The organism is Aquirufa rosea (assembly GCF_004118285.1).
GTDB lineage: Bacteria > Bacteroidota > Bacteroidia > Cytophagales > Spirosomataceae > Aquirufa > Aquirufa rosea.
Genome location: NZ_SDHY01000003.1, coordinates 190,129 through 210,811 on the forward strand (window position 1 = coordinate 190,129; position 20,683 = coordinate 210,811).

13 protein-coding genes are annotated in these 20,683 nt (G+C 38.8%); 8 read left to right on the forward strand and 5 right to left on the reverse strand.

What is annotated here, in order from left to right:
* Nucleotides 1-222 precede the first annotated feature (222 nt).
* From ESB04_RS05980 to ESB04_RS06000, 5 genes are all read right to left on the reverse strand, one after another.
* Nucleotides 223-1,095, reverse strand: coding sequence for a 3-keto-disaccharide hydrolase (locus ESB04_RS05980; RefSeq protein WP_129026820.1), 873 nt, complete (start codon nucleotides 1,093-1,095; stop codon nucleotides 223-225).
* Nucleotides 1,085-2,383: a vanadium-dependent haloperoxidase gene (locus ESB04_RS05985; RefSeq protein WP_129026821.1), complete on the reverse strand. Its 1,299-nt coding sequence runs from the start codon at nucleotides 2,381-2,383 to the stop codon at nucleotides 1,085-1,087. Before ESB04_RS05985 ends, ESB04_RS05980 begins: the two co-directional genes overlap by 11 nt.
* Entirely contained in the window at nucleotides 2,380-5,715 is a 3,336-nt protein-coding gene (locus ESB04_RS05990; protein WP_129026822.1) for a VCBS repeat-containing protein, read from the reverse strand. Before ESB04_RS05990 ends, ESB04_RS05985 begins: the two co-directional genes overlap by 4 nt.
* A 78-nt stretch (nucleotides 5,716-5,793) precedes the next feature.
* Nucleotides 5,794-7,644 carry a RagB/SusD family nutrient uptake outer membrane protein gene (locus tag ESB04_RS05995; RefSeq protein WP_129026823.1) on the reverse strand — a complete coding sequence of 617 codons (1,851 nt, stop codon included), beginning with the start codon at nucleotides 7,642-7,644 and terminating at the stop codon, nucleotides 5,794-5,796.
* Nucleotides 7,645-7,666: 22 nt separating this feature from the next.
* Nucleotides 7,667-10,801, reverse strand: coding sequence for a SusC/RagA family TonB-linked outer membrane protein (locus tag ESB04_RS06000; RefSeq protein ID WP_394343739.1), 3,135 nt, complete (start codon nucleotides 10,799-10,801; stop codon nucleotides 7,667-7,669).
* Between the two features lie 703 nt (nucleotides 10,802-11,504).
* On the opposite strand from ESB04_RS06000, the gene ESB04_RS06005 reads away from it, so the two are divergent.
* The 8 genes from ESB04_RS06005 to ESB04_RS06040 all read left to right on the forward strand — a co-directional run bounded on the left by ESB04_RS06005 (nucleotide 11,505) and on the right by ESB04_RS06040 (nucleotide 20,643).
* Complete coding sequence (locus tag ESB04_RS06005) at nucleotides 11,505-12,677, forward strand: DUF4856 domain-containing protein (protein WP_129026824.1); 1,173 nt, start codon at nucleotides 11,505-11,507, stop codon at nucleotides 12,675-12,677.
* A gap of 55 nt (nucleotides 12,678-12,732) precedes the next feature.
* Nucleotides 12,733-13,863, forward strand: coding sequence for an imelysin family protein (locus ESB04_RS06010; RefSeq protein ID WP_129026825.1), 1,131 nt, complete (start codon nucleotides 12,733-12,735; stop codon nucleotides 13,861-13,863).
* Nucleotides 13,850-15,196, forward strand: coding sequence for an HTTM domain-containing protein (locus ESB04_RS06015; RefSeq protein WP_129026826.1), 1,347 nt, complete (start codon nucleotides 13,850-13,852; stop codon nucleotides 15,194-15,196). Before ESB04_RS06010 ends, ESB04_RS06015 begins: the two co-directional genes overlap by 14 nt.
* Nucleotides 15,174-17,594 carry a TonB-dependent receptor gene (locus ESB04_RS06020; protein WP_129026827.1) on the forward strand — a complete coding sequence of 807 codons (2,421 nt, stop codon included), beginning with the start codon at nucleotides 15,174-15,176 and terminating at the stop codon, nucleotides 17,592-17,594. The genes ESB04_RS06015 and ESB04_RS06020 overlap by 23 nt, the downstream gene beginning before the upstream one ends.
* A 234-nt stretch (nucleotides 17,595-17,828) precedes the next feature.
* The gene (locus ESB04_RS06025) at nucleotides 17,829-18,575 is read left to right on the forward strand and encodes a YHYH protein (protein WP_129026828.1); all 747 of its coding nucleotides are present in this window, start codon (nucleotides 17,829-17,831) and stop codon (nucleotides 18,573-18,575) included.
* Nucleotides 18,547-19,113, forward strand: coding sequence for a toxin-antitoxin system YwqK family antitoxin (locus tag ESB04_RS06030; RefSeq protein ID WP_205749479.1), 567 nt, complete (start codon nucleotides 18,547-18,549; stop codon nucleotides 19,111-19,113). Before ESB04_RS06025 ends, ESB04_RS06030 begins: the two co-directional genes overlap by 29 nt.
* Entirely contained in the window at nucleotides 19,010-19,729 is a 720-nt protein-coding gene (locus tag ESB04_RS06035) for an SCO family protein (protein WP_235832183.1), read from the forward strand. Before ESB04_RS06030 ends, ESB04_RS06035 begins: the two co-directional genes overlap by 104 nt.
* 80 nt (nucleotides 19,730-19,809) lie before the next feature.
* Nucleotides 19,810-20,643 carry an HpcH/HpaI aldolase family protein gene (locus tag ESB04_RS06040; RefSeq protein WP_129026830.1) on the forward strand — a complete coding sequence of 278 codons (834 nt, stop codon included), beginning with the start codon at nucleotides 19,810-19,812 and terminating at the stop codon, nucleotides 20,641-20,643.
* Nucleotides 20,644-20,683 lie beyond the last annotated feature (40 nt).

Here is a 20,683-nt window from a genome sequence, read left to right on the forward strand (position 1 = left end):
ACAGGATGTTTAATTTTCTGAACGTCCAAATTAGCCAAATTTCGTTTATTTAAATACAATTGCCTGCATTAAATTACCGATTTAGCTTTCTTAGAATCTTTGAAAAGGAGGAAATTGTGTGGTAGTAGAGTGGAATAAAGATTCCTTTTGGAGATGTTTCTTGGATATGTTTTTGAAGAAAACGAATCGGGATGCCTTATTCATCAGGCATCCCGATTGCATTTATTTTTTCTTTTTCCGTTTAAATTGACAAGCCTCAGGTTTAGATTTTACATAATAGGTCTTGTAATTCAAGGCCTCTGGATTCAGACAGCCTTCCAAGTTTAAAATCTCAATGTTCTTGAATTCTACGGGATGACTTTCACTTTGTAATGAAATACTACCTTCTTTAATCAGCTCACCTGATTTTCCGAAAATCACATCTTGACCACTGACATTGCCACCACCTACTTGTGGTTTTTGGTAAGACAATACCTCCTTGCCATTAGAATAATGACGAATCAATGAATCCCCTAAAACGAGCACTTCGGCTTGCACCCATTGGTCGCCATGAAATGTGTCCGACTGTGAATTGATGCAATGCGGAGTGAACAGCTTTCCATTCATTTCTACGTTGGTCCCCGGAGTACATAAATTACAAGTGGTTCTTTTGTCTTTGCCATTGCCCCCCAATAATTGAACCTCAATGGAAACAGGAAAGTCTTGCTTCAAGCCCATGCTTTCAGCCGTTTGTCCATGCACCATGATGCCACTATTTCGAAATGCCCAACCCGGTCCTTTATTGGCCTGTTCTCCCACAAAGCGGTAATTCAAACGAATGCGGTAATAGCCAAATTTCTTTTTATAAAATAGGTGTCCAAATTGCTCGTTGAAAGTTGGATAAGCCGCTGAATCATAGCGCACGACTAACTTACCATCTTCCACCCGAAAGGTATTTCCAAAATTCATTCCGGCAGGATAATTTCGGATTTTCGGTGTCCAATTGGTCAGGTCTTTTCCATTAAACATAGACTCCCATTCCTCTTTTGAGATTTTTTGTGCGATTGCATTTCCGCATAACAGAAATAGCGCAACGATTATGATGTTAATTTTCATGTTTCAATAAGGTTAAAAAGTTTTTTCCAATCATTTGTCCTTGCAGCTGACCAGCTTGAATACCATCCATGTAATGTATACCACCATAAAAGCGAGAAATACTGGCTTCTTGGGCGGCAGCCTCAAATGATTTAAAGGAACGGTCATCTATGCCATATCGTTTCTCCACGGTATCAGTATAGGCAAAATTTGGTCCAAAAAAATGAGTAAGTACTATGGCAGCCGTCGTAGAGACCGTGGAATGGCCACTAGGATATTCGGGGAAAGGGGGAGTTTGTAAAAACGGTTTCCAGCCTGGGTCTATCAATTTTCGAATGGCCGTTTCCGGACGAATCCGATGGCTATGGTATTTTTCCCTCCAACAAATCCAAAAGGCATCCATCAAGCTAGTGGCCAACGCAGTTCGAATGCCCAAGCTATTTCCAAAGCTTATTTTCTTTTGAGCACTGGCAATTCCGGCAATTCCCATCCAGTGGGCACCTGGAGATATTTTTTTCATTCCGATTAACAAATGTCCTTGGTCATTTAAAGCAAAAGGATTGCAATCCCAAAATGCCGCAATTTTTAAGTTTTCTTCGGATTTATTTGCCTCAAAGACCGCCTTACTCAGTTGGTAGAAAGTAGAGTTCTTCGACTCCGAGTAGGGTGCCGGCGCAGGGACTTCCGTAATTTTGTTGGTATCTAAACTGAATGTTCGAATACGGTAAAAATAAGGTTCTACGGCAGGAAAATATCCTGGAGGGGTGCTATACCAAGAGCCTGGACTTTTCTTTGGAGTGTACCTAGGGAAATTACTTAATTTGTTATAGCCATCTGCTTTGGCATAGGCTAATATACCTTTGGCGACCGCTTGGGCTTTTTGAGTGGATGACTGAATGATTTTATCTGATAATCCCTCTTTACGACAGGAATCAATGTAGCGCAATTCAAATGCTTTTATCCTATTTCCCGAAGGCTGCATTTTTTGAGAGACCTCCATCATGGCAAGCATGGCCGTGAACTCGGGGGCTTCGATGGGTGCTCCTTTGTCAAATTTGGGATAATCGTTTAATTTATATTGGAAGGCATCTAAATTGGGATCAGCTTCGGTCATGACCTGATATCCTGCTAGGCTTGCATAAGAAAAAAAGCGCATGGCTAATGGAGGGTTGCTGACATCATGAATCATCATTTCGGTCATTTCTTGAACCACCTTGTCTATTTCTGTTCCAGCAAATTCCAATTTTTTAGCTTCTGGCTTGCAGGCCCAGCATGCTATTACGGAAAATATTAAGACCCATTTTTTCATCGAGAAGACATATTAAACTGAAATACTCCATGTTGATTGATACCTACCAATAATTGCTTTCCTATGATCTGTAAAGAACGGACATCACCTTGTAACCATAGCCCTGTTTTTTGGGGCGAAAGCGCTTCATAGGTTAAACTTCCAATTGATCTTAGAAGTAAGCCTGAATTGGCATCCATGCGACCAATTCTCAATTTGGCATGAATCATATTTCCTGCCAATACGATATCTAAATCATTTTTTCCATCTAGATCGACGATGGCAATGGCGGAGATTGGTGCACTTTGTACCTCCCATGGTAAGTCCCTCGATTCATATTTTCCTTGAGCATTCATCTGGAAAAGCGAAGTTCTCAATTCATTTGCTGTCCAAATTTGTTCCCCTTTCTGTTCTTCATCCGTGATGATGTCAGAAAATTTAGCTTCCGCAAAACTTTGGTAATCCGTGAATCGGGTACGCATGATACTCATCTGGTCGAGCAGCTCATCTCGAGTCATGAACGGGAAAGATTCCCCTTTGACATAAGTACACAAGATTGGGTCAATGGAACCATTTTGATCATAATCTTTAAAATGCAACTCCATGGGCTGTTCCGCAGACGCTTTCCATTGGCTGTTTAATCCCAGATTACCCACTAGAATTTCTTTTTTACCATCCCTATTTAAATCTTCAACTCTAATCTTATTCCATAATCCCTGCGGCGAATGTTCAAAAAACTGGCTGGTGCTTTCCTGTGCACTATTTGCCTGGAAATTAAAAATTTTGATGGGCATAAATTCCCCCACTAAAATCAATTCTTTTTTACCGTCATTATTTAAGTCGTCCCAAGCCGCATCGGTTACCATGCCTGCTTGCTGGATAGCCGGGAACTGTGCACTGACGTCTTTGAATTTACCACCACCTTGGTTTAACAAAACAAAGGATTTTGGACATTCAGGATACCTCCCAGGAATCACTCTACCACCCACAAAGACGTCAGCCAAGCGATCTTGATTGATATCGATGATTTGAATGCACGATTTACTAACACCTTGACTAGGCAAGGGAAGAGACGATTTCTTGAAATTTCCTTTTCCATCATTGAGGTACAGGCGGTCCGCTAGATGAGGGTCATTGGGTTCCATAAGACCATAACCTCCGCTAACTGCCCATAAATCTAAGTCTCCATCTCCATCGGCATCAAAAAAGCGTGCATCATTATCTAAAAAACCTTGTTCTAGTGGTATACCCGAAGAAAGTAACTTAAATTCACCTGAGCTTGTTTGCAGGTAAATACTTCCACCTTTGCCTTGATTTCCTACATAGATATCTTCCAGTTTGTCTCCGTTTATATCTCCTTTGGTAATGATTGGCCCAACCTGTGAAAGTGGAATACTGATTTGCGTTTGACGTTTGAAATCATTGAAATCCTGATTCTGGAAATTACCTGTTTGAAGAGCCTTTTTGGTAACAAAAATGGGTTTTTCATTTAAAGCACTAGGTTTAGAAATGGGTCCTGCTTCTGATTCTTTCAGGATAATTTTAGCGGAATTTATATTTTTTAATCGTTGCCCTTTACCCGAATTCCAAATGATTAAGAGGGAATCTGCCTTGGTTTTACCCAATCCTACATGGAGAATGGGAGAGACAGATGATTGATATCCTCGATACAAGTTTTGTTCTACATATTGACTTTTACCTTGCTGGTATACCCAGATTTTTGCACCTAATCCCAAGGTGTTTAAACCTGTACCTTGGAGTTCAATTTGTAAATTTTTATGCTCTTTTTTTAACTCATTCGATTTATTCTCAAAGATAAAGGCAGGTTTATTGATGTTATTCACAATAATCTCCAAGTCGCCATCTCCATCTAAATCCGCAAAGGCGGCTCCGTTACTATTGGAAGTGTTTTCCATGCCCCAGGCTTGGGTTACCTGGTTGAACAAACCATTTTGTTGGTTTTTAAACATGTAATTACTGATGTTGGAAGCAGGCATTTTTTGAACTAATTCCAATACATTTTGTCTCTGAATGGATGTTTGATTATTCTGTACATAATCACCCATGTATTTTAGGAAATCTAGGTTGGTATAATCCCTCAAATAGCCATTGGTGATGTATAAATCTTTCCAACCGTCATTGTCATAGTCGGCAAACAAAGCACTCCAACTCCAATCCGTATTGGAAATTCCTGCCATTTGACCTAGTTCTTGGAATCTAGGTTCTTGCGTGTTGGGGTCAATGCCCTGGTTCAATTGGAGCATGTTTCGCATGTATTGATGCCCAAATCCCACAGCTACGTTGAAATTAAACTTTTCGTAATTATCGGGAGCCATTAAATTTTTTTGCCTCAAATTATCCTCTGGAAGCATATCTAAGGTAAATACATCGGGCATCCCATCATTATTAACATCCGCAATGTCATTTCCCATAGAGAAGTGGGAGCTATGTCCCATACTTTTCTGAATGACATTTTTGAATTTCTTTCCCTGTTGATTGATGTATAAATAATCTGGAATGGTGTAGTCATTGGACACATAAAAATCCAACCAACCATCCGCATTTACGTCGGATATACCCACAGCTAAGCCGTAGGATAGGGTAGAGCTACTTATTCCTAAGCTGCTGGTTTGGTCTTCAAAGTGGCCTTTTTGTTTATGAATGAAAAAGCGTAAACCGCTGTTCGGGTCTTCCTTACGGAGTAGATCAGCGGTGCTGGATTCATCTAAGATGGGTAGTGATTTAGGGTTATGATTGACCAAAATCATGTCTAAATCTTGGTCTTTGTCATAATCAAAGAATACAGCATGTGTACTGTTGGCAGGGCTATCTAAACCATAACCCGCCGCTTCGTCTTGAAAAATAGGAATACCTGCCGCATCATTTCCTTGATTGATAAATAATTGATTTCTTTTTTTGTCAGGAGGTAAATTTCCTGAATAGCACAAGTAAATATCTAGTTTTTGGTCACCATTAATATCCACCAGAGAAACTCCGGTTTTCCATGGGCCTGGTCTGCCAGTGACCCCTGCTTTTTCGGCTACTTCTTTAAAAACTAAGTTTCCTTGATTTAGGTATAAGTGATTATTTTCCATGTTACTGGAAAAATATAAATCGGTTTTTCCATCCCCGTTTAAGTCGCCCGTGGCCACTCCGCCACCATTATAAAAATACTCATACATGAGTACATTAGTATTGAGACCCTCTACTATTTTGTTTTCGAAGGTGACTTGGCTTTTTTCAGGCCCTAATAGCTGAAATAATTGGGGTTCAGGATTGCTCTCTTTGTCAGTTTTCGCCTGTTGGCAAGAAAAGCTAATGATGATAAGAAGTAGAGCAAAATATTTGTTCACGGTTTAATATAGATAGATAATGAAAAAAGGAAATGGTAAAGCATTTCTACTTTACCATTTCCTTATAAATATACTAGATTAATATCCAGGATTTTGAACCAATTTATTATTTCGGTTCATCTCATCACGGTGAATAGGTAAGAAGTACATCTTATCTAACCAGGTTCTGTTTTCTTTTCCTGGGTCCATTTCCACTACTTTATAAGAATAATCGTAGCTGCTTGGATCGTATTTGTAAAGAGTTACCGTTTTACCCGGTTTTAAAGCTCCAAACACATTGATGATTTTCACTTTGGCTCCTAAAGTGCTTGGAGCAATCATCCAGCGTCTAGCATCATGGTATCGGTGTTCCTCAAAGGCAAGCTCAATGCGGCGTTCATTACGATAACGCTCACGCAAGGCACTTCCACTTTCGGTAATAGCCGGCATACCTGAACGGAAACGGATCTTGTTCAACCAAGCACGTGCTTCTGCATCTTGACCTAATTCAATACAGGCTTCTACGTAGTTCAACACAGCTTCTGTATAACGGAAGAAAGGCCAAGGAATTTGCTGCCAAGTATTTTGGTCAACAATCGCTGGGTTAGGATCAGTGAATTTACGGAAATAATACCCAGTATAACTACCATTCCAGTCCTCTACGGTACTCTTACGTGTATCTAAACCAAAGTAAGAAACTTTTCCAGAACCTGAAGAAAGCTCATATTGTCCTGTTTGAATTTGATTCATTGGGTCTTTAGAAGCTACGTCAGCCGTTCTCGGTTTCCAGTTGGCACCATCATACAACAATGTAGCGTAAAAACGAGGGTCACGGTTTTCATATGGACTAGCTGCATGCGTTGCATTAGACCAAGAAAATTTACTACCGTCCATCATTTCATAATCATCCACAAAGTTTTGAATTGGCGCATTACCTGCCCAGTTGTGGTATCCGTTTGGACCATTGAATAGACCGATACGACCACCATTCTCCTGCTTAGCATTGATGAAATAGCGAGCAAAGATTAATTCTTTTTCACCACCATTTCTAGCTAAAGAGTTGTTCTGGTAATTGGTAATAGCGTCTGTTTTTTCAGCTGGAGCACTTAAGTTAAGGGCATTACCTAAACCTGGTAAATCTAACACCGCTTTAGCAGCATCTTTAGCTTTAGTCCAACGAGCCGCGCGATCAGAAGATGTGTAGGCTAAGATGGCTGGTGTAGCAAATGATGCCATGGCAGTAGATTTAGATTTGGCAGTAGTAGCATCATATAAATCACTGGCTGCATAAAGCAAAATTCGCGATTTAAGTGCTAGACAAGCTGCTCTACTTCCTCTTCCAGAAGCTAAGGACTTACCGTTTAATAATGCAGCTGCCTCATCGCAATCCTTTACAATGAAGTTGATACATTCTTCCATAGTATTTCTTTGAGTCAGGAAGTCTGTATCCGTTAAAGCATAAGCTTTGTCTACAATAGGTACCCCACCATAGTAGCGAACTAATTGGTGGTAGAAATAGGCACGCATGAATTTAGCTTCACCCGTTAAACGCTCTACTAGAGCCGTTGGGAATGTGGTAGCTTTTTTCAAATTAGTCAAGGCTAAGTTACATGCACGAATACGAGTGTACATGTTTTGCCAGCTAAGTGTACCATTTACCCAGCCAATATCCGCTGGATTGGAACGAGATTCCGTGATGGTAGTGATACCACGACCTGGGTGTGTGAATGACGCTTCATCTGTTAGAGAAGCTAACATTTGTTCGTCAAATCCACCATTTCCCAAACCGCCATATAATTCAGTAACGAATGCTTCGGCCAAGTTAGGGTCGGTCCAAACAACTGATTCAGATAGTTGGTCCAGCGGCTTTGTATTAACAAAATCGTCATTGCAGCTGGTGAATATTGTACTAAAAAATGCTAGTGCAATGATTATGTTTCTTTTTTTCATAATAAATACGAGTGTTTATGAGTTAAAAAGTAGCTGTCAAACCTACGTTTACGATTCTAGACTGTGGGTAGTACTGACCGGTAGCGTTGGAAGATTCTGGGTCATACACTTTCAGTTTATCAAAAGTCAATAAGTTCAAACCATTCGTGTAAACTCGGCAGTTTTTCAAACCAATTTTCGATAATACCGAAGAAGGAATGTTGTAGCCAATTTCTAAGTTTTTCAAACGAATGTAATCCGTACTACGTAACCAGTATGTATTGTTACTTGAGTAGTATTGATCACTACGGTTAGCAATTCGAGGGTGTACGCTGCTTGGATTTTCTACCGTCCAACGGTTTTGATAAATATCCAACAAGAAGTTACCAATGTTTCCAGATTCGCCAGCACTTACATATTGTTGTGCACCGGCAGCTCCTTGGAATAAGACAGTTAAATCAAATCCTTTGTATTGGGCTCCTAGGTTAAATCCACCTTGGAATAAAGGCAATTGTGTAAAGTCATTACGTACTTGGTCATCTGGAGTAATTTTTCCGTCACCATTGTAATCCTTGTACTTCATGTCACCAGGACGTAAAGTGTTAACAATCGCTTTGTAGTTGATGGTGTTGGCATCAATCTCAGCTTGGTCTTTGAATACGCCATCATAGATGTAAGCTTGGTAAGTGTACATCGGTCTTCCAGTAGTTCTTTGCCACTCTGGAGCTCCCGGAGCCTCATCCCAGAACAAAATTTTGTTCTTGGCATAACCTCCATTGATACCAACGTTGTAAGTAAGCTCGCCCACTTGGTCACGGAAACCTAAAGTGAAGTCAAAACCTTGGTTAGATACCTCTCCAATATTTTGTGCTGGAAGAGTTAAACCTGTCGACTGTGGTACAGAAGCATTTTTTACCCAAAGGATATCTGTTCTTTTATTGTAGAAATAGTCTAATTCAAAAGTTAATTTATTATTCAATAAAGTACCTTCTAAACCGATATCTGAGTTCGTTGCCACCTCCCATTTGATATTGTTGTTCGGGATTTTGGTTTCGAATAAAGTCTTAGTTTCTACGTTTCCGATGATATAAGATCTAAATCCGTAGGTCGACAAATACTGGTAAGTCGCGATTTGGTCATTACCCATTTGTCCCCAAGAACCTCTTAACTTCAAGTAATTGATGACTGGCAATTCGTTTTTGATAAAATTTTCTTCCGACATCACCCAACCAGCCATTACACCTGGGAAGAAACCATAGCGAGTTTCTGGAGGGAAAATATCAGAACCATCATAACGCCACAAGAATTCCGCTAAATATTTCTCTTTGTAGTTGTAAGCCACACGACCGAAATAGTTCAAACGAGCTCTCTCATAAGCACCACCACCATTGTTTTTCTCTAAGTCACCACCAGCAAACATTTGATCTAGCGCGGTAGAAATAAAGAAACGACGGTAAGCATTGAAGTTGTCCCCGTTGATTGTTTCACGGTTAGTTCCTGCTAAAACAGTTAAACCATGATCAGCGAACTTTCTTTCATAGGTGAAAATACCTCCCAATAAAATGTTTAATTGAGTTTCATTTCCTAGAGTCAAGCGAGGTTCAGCAGGTCCACGTTTACTAGGTACCAAAATAGGTGTTACCCCATCTGCTTCAAATCCTGTTCCTTTTTCATATAAAGTCCAAGGAGTCTCCCAACGTTTAGTATCTCTGAAACGCTTGTCGATAGCGGCAGTTCCTGTAAACTTTAAACCTTTGATGAAAGGAAGTTTAATGTCTAATTGTCCATTAGTTTGGAAATAGCTTTGCTTATCACGGTCATAACCTGTTTGGTTGGTAGTGATTACCACTGGGTTTTCACCGTTTTCAATATCCGGACCTGGGCGACCATCTGGCCAGAATGCTGGCTGGTTCGGCTTACCACGCATTTGCATTCGGAAGATAGCACTTGCTGGTTTAGTTGGGAAGCGACGATTTTCCTCACGTCCTAATACCCCAATTGATAAATTGACATTTTCGTTGATTTTAGCATCTAAATTCAAGCGAAGGTCATATTGTTGATAACCAGTTGCTGAATTTTTGTAGAATGCATCTTGGTTTTGATAACCTAAAGAAGCTAAATACTTAATATTTTCCCCTCCACCACTCATTTGAACATTGTGACGAGATTGAGGAGACCAAGGCTTTAAGGTTGCGCCATACCAATCAGTATTTGGATGTAACCATGGATCTGATCCATCGTTGTACAACTTCATGTCTGTTGGGGAATAAGGAGCTTTACGGCCATTGTATACACCAGTTTCTTTGTATGCTCTGGTAGCATCGGCCCATTGGCTTACGGGTAATTGGTAAATATCCAAGTCGTTCAACATACCTGCGTACTGAGCTGCATTAGCTAATGCCGGTACAACGGTAGGCTGAGAGAAACCTTGGTTAAATGAGTATGATAATTCAGGCTTTCCGGATTTACCTTTTTTGGTGGTAATTAAGATAACCCCATTAGCTGCACGAGCACCATAAATGGCGGCTGAGGCATCTTTCAATACAGAAACTGACTCAATGTCTGCTGGATTCAAACGGTCAAGTCCACCCGCTCTATTGGGAATACCATCTATTACGATAAGAGCATCACTGTTGTTTAAAGTATTAGCACCACGAATACGGATGGAAGACCCGTCATATCCTGGCTCTCCACTTCGGTTAACCGCAACCACACCGGCCATTCTTCCTGCCAGGGAGTTACTCAAGTTAACGCTAGGTGATTTTTGTAATTCATTTCCTTTGACAGAAACAACAGAGCCAGAAACTGTAGCTTTTTTCTGAACACCATAACCTACCACGACTACTTCGGATAAGCTTTTAGCATCAGGTTTTAAGCTGATATTTATAACACTCTGGTTTCCTACGGTTACTTCTTTCGACTCGTAACTCACAAAAGAATAAATTAATTTACTTTGCGCATTGGTTACGCTGATGGAATACTTACCATCAACATTGGTAGTAGTTCCTTTACTTGTTTCTTTGAGGATGATGTTGACACCGATGAGCGGCTCACCTTTTTCATCAGTAACTGTACCAGTTACCGTGGACCCTTTGCCTTGACCCATGGAAATCCATGACATCGAAAGCAAAAATGCCAAAAGCAAAACCGCATTACTGCTAATAAATTTTGTTTTCATACAAACGATGGTTAAAGGGTTAATCGACACAATTAGTCTGATGGTCGACAGAATTATCTCGTAATATAAAGTATCAGTTTGAATTATTTACACACTTTAATCACCCAAAAAACACTTATTTATTTTTCGGAATGGTTTATTTCACGGTATTTCATTGGAATAGTACAATAAAAAAATAAATAAATAATGTATTTAAAATAGTTTGAAATAGGGCTAAGTATCGACTTTTCAAGTACTTAAAACAATTTCGAACGTATGTATATATATGTAAGTCGATTCAGAGCAACTTTAAATTTTTCAAGAATATTAAAGTCTGATTTTTGAGCAAAAAAATAGGTTTAATATGTAAAGATTTTTTAATACCTGTTATGTAAAGTTTAAATTATCATGATATCAAACTTCTTGGTTCTTCAAATTTGGATTTGATTTAACTGGCTATCCCCATTAACGGAGTAGATGGATTTAATAGTATAGGGATATGTCAAGCTTGATTCAAAGTCACTCCATAAAAGTCAAAAAATCATCTCCGTGGATTCTTGCTTGGTAAATAGTCCATTGATCATTTTTCGATTGAATTTTAGCGACCATTATTTAAATTAATTCTAAATAAATAAATAAATCAAATTATTTGGAATTACTCTAAATAAGGAATAGCTTTGTTTGTTATTTATAATTAGTCTACATAAAATTAAACAACATAATTATGCCTATTAAAGCCTATAAACTGTATTTTATTTCCCTTTTTGCCACTGTTTTTGGTCTATTTTCCTGTGAAAATAGTAACGACGTTCAGCCTAACCTTCGTTCAAAAATTGATTATTCTAAGTTAACCGCGACTACACCTTATAAGCAGCTGTTTGTCGATGCCAAAGGTGATACTACTGTAGATTTTACTTCTGGAAATACTCGTCTTAGAATGTTTATGGCCTTGAATTATTATATGGGATCTGCCGTTCGTGATAATAAAGCCTTGGATGCCAATTTAATGAAGGCCATGTATACTAACTCTGCTAGTTCATTTACTGATATTTCTAGTTTAGGAGTTATAGCCAAAGATTTGAACTCATCAGCATTCCAATTGCGCAATATTACTGCTAGTTCTAAGTCAAATACTGAGGCCGAAGCCGCCCGTGCACGAATTGACGCTCTCTTTTTGGATATGGCAACTATCAGTAATTCTGTGGGAAATACGGCCTCCAAAGGTGCAGCGGGAAAACTTGGAACTTATTTAGTGGATGCGAAAGGCATTGAAACAGCCCAGATTATTCAAAAATCATTGATTGGGGCATTACAGATTGACTATATTAACAATGTCCTGTTGAACACGGGGTTGAACGCCAATAATTATGTGGTAGTTGAAGGTAAAAAGTACTCCGCTCTGGAGCATAATTGGGACGAGGCCTATGCCTTATTAACCTTGAATCCTATCTATTTGGCCGGTTCTACTGATGCGACAAGGGGAACATCTGAATCTTTTTTAGGCTCTTACATTTGGGAGTATAATAAAGCCAATTATGCCAATTTTCATTTGGCCTTCTTAAAAGGACGTGCTGCCATTGTAAACAATGATATGACCGAACTGAAAAAGCAAGCCGCATTTATTCGGAGTGAATCTGAGAAGGCTATTGCCTCTGCTGCAGTAGGTTATTTGGCAAAGTGGAAAACCAGTACCACAGATGCCGCAAGGGCACATGCCATTGGGGAAGGACTAGGTTTTATTTATTCTTTACGCTATTGTAATTATTATAATATAGATGCCAAATTTTCCGATGATATTTTAAATGCCTTAATCAATTCGACCAACGGATTTTGGGATTTGACGAATGATAAAATCAATGCGGCCTCTGAAGTCATCAGTACCAAGTTTAAATTATAAAGAGTTCGGGGCCATGGAATGCATTCTATGGCCTTGTTTTGTTTATTCTATCAAGATGAAAAAGTATCTATTAATTGTTTTGACTAGCCTTTTGTGGGCCTGCGGATCGAATGGCACAGGAACTACTGAAATACCTACCCCGATAGAAGATGGAAAGGATCGTAAGCCGATTTTGACCCACTTGGCAGATCAGGTAATTATTCCTTCTTATGCTGACTTTAAAGTCAAATTTGATGCTATGCAACAGCAGTCAGATGTATTTAGCAGTCAGCCTACTCAAGCCAATTTAACATCTTTTAGGTCTGCCTGGGTAGAGGCTTACGTGGCATGGCAAAAAGTCGAATTATTTGATTTTGGCCCGGCAGAAAAACAAACCATTCGTAACTTTTTCAATATCTACCCAGCAAGTGAAAATGGAATTTTGGCCAATATTTCGGATCCCAATGCCAACTTGGAAGTGCCAGCTTCCTATGCACAGCAGGGATTTCCTGCTTTAGATTATTTGATCAACGGCGTAGGTAAAACCGATGCTGAGATTTTGGCATTTTATACTAATCCTACTGAAGGAGTAAAAAGATTAGCCTACATTAAAAGATTAACCACCCGCATGAATACATTGCTTACTAAGGTTATCACGGAATGGAATACTACTTATCGAGATACTTTTATTAGTAAAACCGGATTAGATATTTCTTCCTCTACTTCCTTGATGATTAATGGATTTGTACTTCATTATGAGCGTTTTATTCGTTCTGGGAAATTTGGTATTCCTTCTGGTGCTATGCTAAATGGCGTACCATCACCTGAGAAAGTGGAGGCCTATTATAAAAAAGATATCTCCTTGCTATTGGCGAAAACGGCTCACCAAGCCTATGTCGACTTTTTTAATGGAAAGGCTGTAAAAACAGGTGCCGAGGGGCCATCCATTAAGACCTATTTGAATGCCCTGAAAGCTCAAGATAGTGCCAGTGGTAAAAATTTGAGCGATATCATTAACGCTCAGTTTGAAGCTTCCAAAGTTAAAATAGATGCCCTAAAGCCAAGTTTATATGAGGAGGTTAAAAACAACAACTCGGCTATGATTGCGGTTTATAATGAAATGCAAAAAGCGACTCGATTATTAAAAGTGGATATGACTTCCGCTATGAGCATCACGATTACCTATACCGATAATGATGGAGATTAGTCAATATCTTAAAAAGACCATTTCTCCCGCGCCTTTAGCAGTATTTAGAATCTGCTTTGGCTTAATGCTATTGGGTAGTTTGCTTCGCTTTTGGGCAAAAGGCTGGATAGAATCCCTGTACATAAAGCCTATTTATTTCTTTAACTATTATGGTTTTGAATGGATAAAGCCTTGGGGGGAGTATACCTATGTATTATTTGTTATTTGTATCCTAAGTGCCTTTTTGGTAGCCATTGGGCTGTTTTATCGGATAGCCTCCATCTCTCTTTTTTTGAGTTTTACCTATATTGAATTAATTGATAAAAGTACCTATTTGAACCATTATTATTTCATCAGTTTACTCTGTTTTCTTTTGATTTTTTTGCCGGCTCATACATATTTTTCAATAGATGCTTACCGAAATAAATCACTTAGAGCTATTTTGATACCCCAATGGAATATAGATACCATCAAATTCATGATGGCCATCCTGTATTTCTACGCCGGATTAGCTAAAATAAATAGTGATTGGTTATTACACGCGCAGCCCTTGAGTATATGGTTGCCCGCAAGAAATGACATGCCCATTATCGGCTTTTTATTTAATTTTTCTTGGGTTCCATACTTATTTTCTTGGTTTGGATGTTTGTATGATCTCAGCATACCTTTTTTATTGTGGAATCAGAAAACTCGACCATGGGCCTACTTGGCGGTCATTGTATTTCATTTATTAACCGCCTTACTATTCCCCATAGGTATGTTTCCGCATATCATGATGGTGGCTGCATTGATATTCTTTTCGGTTCAATTTCACGAGAAAATATTGGCTAAGTTGACATGTTTATGGAAGTTACCTATTAGTAAAGACTCTTCCTCTTCGGTGTATAATCCACCAGCTTATGTGTCAAAGTTATTAGGCTTATTTTTTGTGTTTCAATTACTTTTCCCATTTCGTTATTTGGCTTATCCCGGGGAATTATTTTGGACAGAGGAGGGTTATCGTTTCTCCTGGCGAGTGATGTTGATGGAGAAAGCTGGTTATGCACAGTTTACAGTAAAGGACACTTCGGGGCAACAACTCGTAGTCAACAATACACTTCACCTAAGTACTTTGCAGGAAAAGATGATGAGTACCCAACCTGATATGATTTTGCAGTACGCCCATTATTTAAGGGATTATTATGCAAAAATGGGATTTAAGTCGCCCCAGGTTTACGTGGACTCTTATGTTGCATTAAATGGAAGATTAGGGCAAGCATTGATAAATCCCAATACTGACTTAGCCAAAGAACAAGATACTTTTTTACATAAAACTTGGATATTACCCTTTCATGATACGATCAAAGGTTTTTAATACGATTATTTTGTTTTTTGTCAGTTTTGGACTTTGGGCTCAATTTACCATCTCAGGAAAAATTTATAGCAAAAAATTAAACGCTCCATTGTCTGGCTGTCAGGTGTACCTCAACCAAGGTAATCCTCGAACTTCGACAAATACACCGGGCGAATTTCAATTTAAAAATTTGTCCAAGGGTAAGTACGTATTACATACTTTCGCTACCAATTATCAATCCTTTCAACAAGAAATTACCATTCAAAATAAGAATGTGTACTTAGAAATATACCTTGATTCATTAAATGTGACTTTGAATGAGGTAGTGGTCAGTCAAAAGCAAACAGATTTTGGATTCACCCGAATGCGATCAGTGGAGAGTATGGGGATTTATGAGGGCAAAAAGACAGAAGTGATTTTACCTGAACAGCTAGTTGCTAATTTAGCAACGAATAATGCCAGACAAGTATTCTCTCGGGTGGCAGGATTAAATATTTGGGAGAATGATGGAGCAGGATTGCAATTGAGTATTGGAGGACGAGGATTAGATCCAAACAGAACTTCTAATTTCAATGTTCGACAAAACGGATATGATATTAGTGCCGATGCCTTGGGATATCCAGAAAGTTATTACACGCCACCTATTGAGGCAGTGGGTAAAATACAAGTAGTTAGAGGAGCAGCTTCCTTGCAATACGGAACTCAGTTTGGAGGTTTAATCAATTTTGTCATGAAAAAACCTCTAATGGATAAAAAATTGGAACTGCTTATAAGGCAAAGTGGGGGTTCTTTTGGTTTTTATAATGCCTTTACCAGCGCTAGTGGAACTAAGAATAAACTTTCCTATTATACATTTTTTCAATACAAGAGAGCTGATGGCTGGAGGGCCAATTCCGATTTTGAGAGTTATAATTTTTATGCGGATGTTGATTATCGTTTGTCAGATAAAACCAGCATAGGCATTGATATTACTCATATGGATTATTTAGCTCACCAACCTGGAGGATTGACAGACGCCATGTTTGCTCAAAATCCTCGTCAGACAAATCGTGAGCGAAATTGGTTTCAGGTTAACTGGAATTTATGGGCGCTTCATTTTGATCACAAATTTGATGCACTCAATGAAGTCAATTTGCGCGTATTTGGACTTTCTGCTTATAGAAATTCTGTGGGATTTAGACCTAACCGAGTGGCAAGCGTGGATGATAATTCAGAAAGAGATTTGATTACTGGTGATTTCTCTAACTGGGGTGCGGAGGCTCGGTACTTGAAAAGGTTTTTTATGGGGGAAAAATTGTCTGTTTTCTTAGCGGGAACTCGTTATTACCATGGTTTTAATCATAGTATTCAGGGTTTAGGAAGCAAGGATAAATCGGCCAATTTTGAATTTATCAACAATCAGAATGCTATTGCGAATGATTATCGTTTCCCCAATAACAATGCCTCGTTTTTTATTGAGAACATTTTTTACCTGAGTGAAAAATTTTCTGTTACTCCTGGAATTCGTGCCGAATACATTCACACCAGAGCAGATGGATTTTATGGTAATATACAATTTGATTTAGCGGGGAATATTATTTCTGCCACTAGAACAAATGAATCGAGAACCAATGAAAGATCTTTCGTGCTGGGCGGTATTGGTCTAAGTTATAAGCCTAGCACTCATTTGGAATGGTACGGTAATGTATCTCAAAATTACCGATCCATAACTTTTAGCGATATGCGGATAGCCAATCCTTCTCAGGTGATTGATCCTGAAATGAAAGATGAAAAGGGCTTCTCAGTAGACATGGGTCTGAGAACTAATGAAACTAGCTTATACAATTTCGATGTCAGTGCATTTTATTTGAATTATAATAATCGTATTGGTGAGGTTCAGTTTTATGACTCAAATAATCGAGTATTAAGAAGAAGGGGGAATATAGGCCAAGCAGTCATTATGGGAATAGAGTCTTATGGTGAGGTGGATCTATGGCGTTCTTTAGCTCCTGATAATGAGTTTAGCGCTGTGGTATTTGGAAATGTTGCTTGGATTCAATCAGAGTATAAGGCCAGCCAAATCCCAGGAATAGTGGGTAAGCAAGTGGAATTTGTACCTCAATGGAATACCAAGGCAGGTTTACGGGTAGGAAATAAACATTGGAAAGCATCTTTTCAGTATACTAATTTATCCGATCAGTTTACCGAAGCTACCAATGCCCGGGAGGGAGGAGTTTCTGCAGTAGTCGGTTTAATTCCAGCCTATCAAGTGATGGATTTAGGGATTTCCTATCAATTTTCGCGCTATAAAGTAGAAGCTAATATCAATAACCTGGCAAATAACATGTATTTCACCCGTCGCGCAACTGGTTACCCGGGTCCCGGAATTTTACCATCTGATGGTAGAAGTTTTTACTTGACTTTGCAGGCAAAATTTTAACGCTGTTAAGGTTCCAAACCTTGACAGCGTTGGGAAAACGTTTTCCCTTTCAAGTTTATTTTACATGTGATTATGTTTATCAGTTTTTTGATATATGTCAAAGTAACTGTAAGTATTTATCGTAATAAATTATCAGTATGTTGATAAAATCGACTATTGAACTATTAGGGGAGACAAGTACTTGGTTTTATTCAAAAACAACTTAATATTTTTACAAAAATAAACTTGCTACCTATGAGATTTTACTTCATCTTCCCACTTGCTGCATGTTTGGGTATTTCCTGTAAAAATTCATCTGAGACTATAAGTCCTGCTGCATCTGTAGCCGTTCCTGCCGTATATTCTAAGATTTATGGAGCTACCTCGATCACCAATGATGGCACTTATATTACTATTAAAACTACAGGAGTGCCAGATCATAAAAGTGCTTATTTTTCTGGCACCAATGCACTTTATGAGGCATTTACAGGGAAGACTTTTGGAGGAAATAATTTTGCTAAAAATCCGAATTCCATTTCTACCCAATCATATACATTTAAAATTCCTCTTAATCCACAGATGGACCCGGCACATAAAGCAACTCCACTAGGGCCTATAGGTGTAGCCTTAAATGGTGTGCCTCTTTTTAATCAGTATGCAGGTCCGAGTCAACCATTAACGAATGAAATCAATAGTTTTGATCAATATTGGGGGCATCCACAGCAAACAGGTTCCTATCATTATCATGTAGAACCTTTATATCTGACACAAGTAAAAGCTTCCAAATCTGCTCTTTTGGGTTTTTTATTGGATGGTTTTCCCGTATATGGGCCAGAAGAGAATGGTCAAACGGTACAAAATTCCTCTTTAGACGCCTATCACGGCCATTCACATAGTACCACGGAATTCCCCAATGGTATTTATCATTATCACATCACCAGTACGGATCCTTATATCAATGGAAGTGGCTTTTATGGAAGCGCGGGTACTGTTTCTCAATAGTTTTTTGGCTTGGGCTTTGCTTAGCTGCCTACAACCCGAGGAAAAAATGCTCTTAAAAGATCCAATGACCATAAGTTGGGAGGCAGATAGATTGAGAGTAAATCAGAAAATGTATACCGGGGGATTATTTCAACTTTTCCCCAATGGACGTGATACGGCCAGTGTTGAGCATTATGTTCAAGGCTTGGAAGATGGGGTTTGGAGAAAATATTATCCATCTGGTCGACTGTTTGAAATTAGGACATTTCAGAAAGGTAAAAAGATTGGTACATATGAAGCCTGGTGGGAAAATGGCAAGAGGATGAGGGTATTTGAATTTGAAAATGACGAATACCAAGGCTTTTGTAGAGAGTGGAACTCAAGCGGTCAGTTAATAAGAGAAATGCATTATGAAAAAGGACATGAGCAAGGGACTCAAAAAATGTTTTACGATAATGGAAAAATTAAATCAAATTATTGGATGGAGAATGGGAGGCGTTATGGACTTTTGGGGACAAAGAATTGTAGGAATATTTCAGAGAAAATATTTAAAAATTAGTTTCTTGGCACTCCTGTTTTCTTGTCAAGAAGGTGGACAAGTTTCTTCCATTCCTTATTACAATGGTCCTGATTTTAGTCCATATTTTTTAGATAAGCAGGAAGCAAAAGCTCTAATTAATCATCATATTGATCATTTTTATTTAAAGGACCATCATGGGAATACTTATTCGCATGATCAGCTTAAAGGGAAAATACATGTAGCTCAGTTCATTTTCACCCGCTGTGGGAATATTTGTCCAGAAATGATTTCCCAAATGAAGACTGTGGCCCACAAGTTTCGGGCTCATCCTCAGGTGGAATTATTGTCCTTTTCAGTTACTCCATGGATTGATGATGTTCCGACCTTAAATAAATTTGCTCAAGAAAAACGCATAGATGTACCGAATTGGCATTTATTAACAGGTTCAAAGTCAAATATTTATGATTTGGCTCGTAGGTCCTATTTTGCTGAGGAGGAAATAGGGTTCACCAAAGATAGTACTGAGTTTCTGCATACAGAGCATATGATATTGGTGGATAAAGAAGGAAGAATTCGGGGTATATACAATGGGACACTGGCTTTGGAAGCAGAGCAATGTGTGAAAGATATGGAGAAGCTTTTGACTGAAAACTAAATAGGTATTGATTTTATCAAAAATCAGCTCAATAATTAGTTAAATTTTCTTTCCTTTGGGCTTTCAAACCTATTTAATACATGATTGGCCACGACTTTAAAATGGCTTTATACCAAGGAAAGCCGCTTTTTGGAACTCTCATAACTTCGACTTCCCCCAAAAGCTTTGATGTAGTTGTAAGCTTGAAATTAGATTTTGTCTTTTTTTGTGCAGAGCATGTCGCCTACAATCCCGAAACCTTAAGTTGGATGTGTCGAGCATTTAAGGCCGCTGGAATTAACCCCGTAGTTCGTATTTTAGAGCCTAGTCCCTACTTGGCCACTCAAGCTTTGGATGCTGGGGCAGGTGCGGTGCTTGTGCCTTATGTAGAGGATGTAGAGGAAGTGCTAGCATTGGTAGGTGCTGTAAAATACCGTCCCTTGAAAGGGAAAAAGTTAGATAGAATTTTACACGGAGAGGAAAAGCCCGATGCGGAATTTACTAATTACCTTCAAAAACATAACCAGCATCATTCGCTTTTATTAAATATTGAGAGTCAATCTGCTGTTGAAAATCTGGAAAAATTTGCTAGTATTTCCACGGTGAGTGGTCCAGGGGTAGATGGATTTGTGATAGGGCCTCATGACTTGTCTACCTCGTACGAGATGCCTGAAAAATATCAATCCACGGAATTCATTGAATTAAGTACATCTGTTATACGAAAGGCTAAATCATTAGGCGTTTCGGTGGGAGGACATACCGGTTACCGGGGAAGTTTGGCTTTGCAGAAGCAGTGGCTTGAGGCTGGGTCCAATATTTTATTGCATTGCTCTGATATGTTGTTGTTTGCTGATAAGTTGCAATCTGATTTTAACGAATTGAAAGCTATTCAAGGTCTTGATCAGCACATAGAAGTGAAGTCTGAAAGTATTTAATTCCAATTTTACCTAAATATCTAAACCTTTTACCTTTTAA

What these genes read in the sequence shown, in the direction of transcription:
- ESB04_RS05980 (WP_129026820.1), bottom strand. Translation starts at nt 1,095, where the DNA reads ATGAAAATTAACATCATAATCGTTGCGCTATTTCTGTTATGCGGAAAT.
- ESB04_RS05985 (WP_129026821.1), bottom strand. Translation starts at nt 2,383, where the DNA reads ATGAAAAAATGGGTCTTAATATTTTCCGTAATAGCATGCTGGGCCTGC.
- ESB04_RS05995 (WP_129026823.1), bottom strand. Translation starts at nt 7,644, where the DNA reads ATGAAAAAAAGAAACATAATCATTGCACTAGCATTTTTTAGTACAATA.
- ESB04_RS06000 (WP_394343739.1), bottom strand. Translation starts at nt 10,801, where the DNA reads ATGAAAACAAAATTTATTAGCAGTAATGCGGTTTTGCTTTTGGCATTT.
- ESB04_RS06005 (WP_129026824.1), top strand. Translation starts at nt 11,505, where the DNA reads ATGCCTATTAAAGCCTATAAACTGTATTTTATTTCCCTTTTTGCCACT.
- ESB04_RS06010 (WP_129026825.1), top strand. Translation starts at nt 12,733, where the DNA reads ATGAAAAAGTATCTATTAATTGTTTTGACTAGCCTTTTGTGGGCCTGC.
- ESB04_RS06015 (WP_129026826.1), top strand. Translation starts at nt 13,850, where the DNA reads ATGATGGAGATTAGTCAATATCTTAAAAAGACCATTTCTCCCGCGCCT.
- ESB04_RS06020 (WP_129026827.1), top strand. Translation starts at nt 15,174, where the DNA reads ATGATACGATCAAAGGTTTTTAATACGATTATTTTGTTTTTTGTCAGT.
- ESB04_RS06025 (WP_129026828.1), top strand. Translation starts at nt 17,829, where the DNA reads ATGAGATTTTACTTCATCTTCCCACTTGCTGCATGTTTGGGTATTTCC.
- ESB04_RS06030 (WP_205749479.1), top strand. Translation starts at nt 18,547, where the DNA reads ATGGAAGCGCGGGTACTGTTTCTCAATAGTTTTTTGGCTTGGGCTTTG.
- ESB04_RS06035 (WP_235832183.1), top strand. Translation starts at nt 19,010, where the DNA reads ATGGAAAAATTAAATCAAATTATTGGATGGAGAATGGGAGGCGTTATG.
- ESB04_RS06040 (WP_129026830.1), top strand. Translation starts at nt 19,810, where the DNA reads ATGATTGGCCACGACTTTAAAATGGCTTTATACCAAGGAAAGCCGCTT.